Here is a 4,163-nt window from a genome sequence, read left to right as displayed (position 1 = left end):
GAGCCCCACGGCCCCCCGCCCTGATTTTTCCACGGCATCGACGCTCTCTCCTCGGCAGGGCACACGCCGGAAGGCATGGTGCGCCCCGCAATATCGGCAGGCCTTATATGGGACGGCCTCGGCCCTTACAATGCGGCCTCCTGGCCGCCCTGGGACCAATCTGCCCGAGCTATGCCCCGCCGCCAATTTGTCAATTCAAACATCGGATATTGCGGTTAATGCGGTTTTGTCCGGCGGTAACTCACATAGGAGAACGCCGCGCTGTCGTCCCGTCCGGCCGGGTGGTTGATGCGGGACACTTCCTGCCACACCGCCCGGTCGATCGGCGGAAAGCGGGTTTCGCCATCGGGACTGGCGTGCACCTCGGTGACGTCGAGACGGTCGGCCAGATCCACGCACTGGGCATAGATTTCGGCCCCCCCGATCACCGCGATCTCAGCGACCGAACGCCGCAGCGCGTCGGCGCGCGCGATCGCGAGCGCCTCGGTCAGCGAGGTGGTCACCACGGCGCCGGCAGCCCGAAAGGCGGCATCGCGCGTCGCCACGATGTTAGTCCGCCCGGGCAAGGGCCGGCGTGGAAACGACAGGAAAGTTTTGCGGCCCATCACCATCGGCTTGCCGATCGTGATCGCCTTGAAGCGCCGCTGGTCGGTCTTCAGCCGCCACGGGATCGCATTGCCAGCGCCGATTACGCTATTGTCGGCGACCGCGACGATCAGGACGATCTCGATCTCCATTCAACCGCCTCGCTCTGCGAGTGCCTTGAGCGCCGGGCCCGACACGCGGCACACCGTCCATTCGTCCATCAGCACGGCGCCGAGCGATTTGTAGAATACGATCGACGGCGTGTTCCAGTCGAGCACGGACCATTGCAGGCGCGACCAGCCATTCGCCACGCACTCTCGCGCCAAATGGACCAGCATCGCCTTGCCGATGCCGTTGCCGCGATGGCTTGGGCGGACGAACAGATCCTCCAGATAGATGCCGGAACGGCCGCTGAAGGTGGAGAAATTGCAGAACCAGACCGCGAAACCGACCGCCTCGCGCTGCCATTCCGCGATCTCGCAGAACAGCCGCGGATTGTCGCAGAACAACGCCGCATCGATATCGGTTTCGGTGGCCTCGAGCTCGTGCAGCAGCTTTTCGTAGTCGGCCAGTTCGCGAACGAAGGACAGGACGAGGCCGGCCTCACCCGGACGCGCGCGGCGAATCGTAACGGACATTCAGACACTCACACCGCGACTTCGGCCTTGATATGCGGATGCGGATCGTAGCCTTCGAGCGCAAAATCCTCGTAGCGGAAAGCGAAAATGTCCGTCACCTCGGGATTGATCTTGATCACCGGCAGCGGCCGCGGCAGCCGCGTCAGTTGCAGCCGCGCCTGGTCGAGATGGTTGGAATAGAGATGGGTATCGCCGAGCGAATGCACGAAATCCCCCGGCTTCAGGCCCGTGACCTGCGCGACCATCATGGTGAGCAGCGCATAGGAGGCGATGTTGAAGGGCACGCCGAGAAAGACGTCGGCCGAGCGCTGGTAGAGCTGGCACGACAGTTTGCCGTTCGCGACATAGAACTGGAACAGGCAGTGGCAGGGCGGCAGCGCCATGCGGTCCACATCGGCCGGATTCCAGGCGGACACGACCAGCCGCCGCGAGTCCGGGTTTTTTCTGATCATCTCGATCACGTTGGCGATCTGGTCGATCGAGCGGCCGTCGGGCGCCGGCCAGGAGCGCCATTGCCAGCCATAGACGGGCCCGAGATCGCCGTTGGCGTCGGCCCATTCGTCCCAGATCGTGACGCCGTTGTCCCTGAGATATTTGATGTTGGTGTCGCCTTTGAGGAACCACAAGAGTTCATGCACGATCGCCTTGAGCGGCAGGCGCTTGGTCGTCAGCATCGGAAAACCGGCCGCGAGATTGAAGCGCATCTGATGGCCAAAGATCGACAGCGTGCCGGTGCCGGTGCGGTCGTGCTTCTCGGCGCCGTCGGAAAGAACGCGTTCGAGCAGGTCGTGATACTGGATCATGGTCGGGTCAATGGGTTTTGGTCAGGAGGCCAATCTAGCTGCCGGACGGATCGTCCGGCAGCCGCGACTCGGCTCAGACGGGTGATTATACCCCGAAAAGTGAGCCGCCCCCTTGAAAACGACAAGGGGGAACTCGTGGCCTTCTCAGATCACGCCCGCGAACCCCAGGGCGCCTCCGACGAGCAGCAGCCAGAGCGGATTGAGCCGCGTTGCGGCGGCGATAATGGCGACGGTCACCGTCACGAGCGCGGCAAGCCAGGTCTTGTCGGCGGCCTCTGCCACGACCAGGCTGCTCGCGGCCATCAGCCCGATCGAGAGCGGCACCAGCGCCGTCCGGATCACCGCGGGCCAGCGCGAGGCGCTCGACCGCGCGAGGCGGCGGCTGACGAAATAGGCAAGGACCGCGGTCGGCACACACATGGCGACGGTGGCGCCTACCGCCCCTGCGACACCCGCGACGGCATAGCCGATCAGGGTCACGATCAGCACGTTGGGCCCGGGCGACAATTGGGAAATCGCAAAGGCGTCGGCAAACTGCTTCTCGGTCATCCAATGATGCACCTCGACGGCGATGCGGTGCATCTCGGGCACCGCGGCATTGGCGCCGCCGACCGCGAACAGCGACAGCAGCGCGAAGGTCGAGATCAGGCCGAACAGCGGGTCTGGCTCCGAACTCATGCCGCGTCCCGCCTTGCCGCGGAACTGATGGCGATGCTGATCGGCGCGGCGAGAAGCAGCACTCTTGGCAGCGGTAGCCGCAGCCATCCGATGGCGATGAATACGGCCGCCATGACCAGAAGCAGGAGGATTTCGCGCTTTTTGAGGAGCGGCACCATCATGCGAAAGACCGCCGAGAGCAACAGCCCAGCGGCCGCGCAGGAAACGCCGGCCAGGCTGCGCCTGAGCGCATCGACCTCGCCAAAATGCGCATAGAGCGCGGCGAGCAGCGTCACCAGCGCCATCGGCGGGCCAACCAGGCCGGCGAAGGCCGCCACGCTGCCCGCCACCCCGCGAAAGCGCGAGCCGAACACCACCGAGAGGTTGACGACGTTGGGACCCGGCAGAAAATGGCAGAGGGCATAGGTTTCGTTGAACTCCTCCGCTGTCATCCAGCGGTGCTCGTCCACGATGGCGCGCCGGGCAAACACCAAAACGCCGCCGAAACCGGATAGCGAAATCTTTGCAAAGGCGGCAAACAGCGCGATCAGGCCGGGTGGAACAGGATTGGTCGCGGGCGCAGGGACGGGGGCCGGAGGCGATTGAGACAACATGGTGGCAACCTAGCGCACGATTCGGCGCTTTTGACCGGGCATTTTCAACGGACCCGGGCCGCAGTTCCATCAGGTTTGTCCCGTCAATCCTGCATCAAGCGGCATTCGGGGTACTGTTCTTGTCAATCATTGCCCCCTATATTGAGCGTGCCGGTTCGCCGGCTATGGAAATAAATCGCCGTCGCAATAAACCATTCGGACCCGGGGGCGGTACCCGGCGCCTCCACCAAAACCCAGCGTCAAGTCTGGGTTTTGGCGGGGGCGAAACAGGATCGACGAGGGCGTAAAGGGCGCGCTTTTTCCCGGTATTGTTCCGCCGTTATCGGGCTACTGCAATAGTTGCCAACGACAACTTTGCTCCGGTTGCTCAGGCTGCGTAACGCAGTTTGAAAGACCAATCTAAAGTCCTGATGGGTTAAGCTCCGTCAGGCGGGGTTCGGAGGCACCTGGCAACAGAAGCCTCCACTTCACGTTCTGCCTGTTCTCCGGGCTGATTTGGTTGTGCCTGCCGAAAATCCGCCGCTGACCTCTGCGGTCCGGCAGGTTACCATGCCAAGCAAGGCGAGTCGGGCGACCGGTTCGGCCGGCGACTTTGAACTGCGACGGGACTGGGACTGCACATGGCCACCGACCACATCCGATACGACGTGCTGGCGCGCGACGCGCTGCGCGGCGTGCTGCGCAAGGTGCTGACCGACGCCGCCGCCCATGGCCTGCCCGGCGAGCACCATTTCTTCATCACGTTCCTGTCGAACGCCGAGGGGGTCAAGCTGTCGCCGCGCCTGCTCGCGCAATATCCGGACGAGATGACCATCATCCTGCAGCACCAGTTCTGGGATCTGGCCGTGACCGAGGACCGCTTTGAG

6 protein-coding genes and 1 other RNA gene are annotated in these 4,163 nt (G+C 63.8%); 2 read left to right on the top strand and 5 right to left on the bottom strand.

Annotated elements, in window-relative coordinates; all coding sequences use genetic code 11:
• Positions 1 to 215 precede the first annotated feature (215 nt).
• The 5 genes from JOZ76_RS15675 to JOZ76_RS15655 all read right to left on the bottom strand — a co-directional run bounded on the left by JOZ76_RS15675 (position 216) and on the right by JOZ76_RS15655 (position 3,297).
• Entirely contained in the window at positions 216 to 731 is a 516-nt protein-coding gene (locus tag JOZ76_RS15675) for a dihydrofolate reductase (protein WP_291699525.1), read from the bottom strand.
• Between the two features lie 6 nt (positions 732 to 737).
• Positions 738 to 1,223: a GNAT family N-acetyltransferase gene (locus JOZ76_RS15670; protein WP_291699524.1), complete on the bottom strand. Its 486-nt coding sequence runs from the start codon at positions 1,221 to 1,223 to the stop codon at positions 738 to 740.
• 8 nt (positions 1,224 to 1,231) lie between these two features.
• Positions 1,232 to 2,026 (bottom strand): thymidylate synthase, encoded by a 795-nt coding sequence (locus tag JOZ76_RS15665; protein ID WP_291699523.1) that lies wholly within the window; start codon positions 2,024 to 2,026, stop codon positions 1,232 to 1,234.
• 144 nt (positions 2,027 to 2,170) lie between these two features.
• The gene (locus JOZ76_RS15660) at positions 2,171 to 2,704 is read right to left on the bottom strand and encodes a chromate transporter (protein ID WP_291699522.1); all 534 of its coding nucleotides are present in this window, start codon (positions 2,702 to 2,704) and stop codon (positions 2,171 to 2,173) included.
• Positions 2,701 to 3,297 carry a chromate transporter gene (locus tag JOZ76_RS15655; RefSeq protein ID WP_291699521.1) on the bottom strand — a complete coding sequence of 199 codons (597 nt, stop codon included), beginning with the start codon at positions 3,295 to 3,297 and terminating at the stop codon, positions 2,701 to 2,703. Before JOZ76_RS15655 ends, JOZ76_RS15660 begins: the two co-directional genes overlap by 4 nt.
• Positions 3,298 to 3,407: 110 nt before the next feature.
• On the opposite strand from JOZ76_RS15655, the gene ssrA reads away from it, so the two are divergent.
• Both ssrA and JOZ76_RS15645 read left to right on the top strand, forming a co-directional pair.
• Positions 3,408 to 3,764: a transfer-messenger RNA gene (gene ssrA / locus JOZ76_RS15650) on the top strand.
• A 153-nt stretch (positions 3,765 to 3,917) separates the two neighbouring features.
• Positions 3,918 to 4,163: ClpXP protease specificity-enhancing factor SspB (locus JOZ76_RS15645; protein ID WP_291699520.1), on the top strand; the 246-nt coding region annotated here is incomplete at its 3' end.

This window comes from Bradyrhizobium sp., from assembly GCF_019244115.1.
Classification (GTDB): domain Bacteria; phylum Pseudomonadota; class Alphaproteobacteria; order Rhizobiales; family Xanthobacteraceae; genus Bradyrhizobium.
Note: the sequence above shows the minus strand (reverse complement) of the source record. Positions and strands in the feature narration are given on the sequence as shown.

What these genes read in the sequence shown, in the direction of transcription:
- JOZ76_RS15655 (WP_291699521.1), bottom strand. Translation starts at nt 3,297, where the DNA reads ATGTTGTCTCAATCGCCTCCGGCCCCCGTCCCTGCGCCCGCGACCAAT.
- JOZ76_RS15670 (WP_291699524.1), bottom strand. Translation starts at nt 1,223, where the DNA reads ATGTCCGTTACGATTCGCCGCGCGCGTCCGGGTGAGGCCGGCCTCGTC.
- JOZ76_RS15665 (WP_291699523.1), bottom strand. Translation starts at nt 2,026, where the DNA reads ATGATCCAGTATCACGACCTGCTCGAACGCGTTCTTTCCGACGGCGCC.
- JOZ76_RS15660 (WP_291699522.1), bottom strand. Translation starts at nt 2,704, where the DNA reads ATGAGTTCGGAGCCAGACCCGCTGTTCGGCCTGATCTCGACCTTCGCG.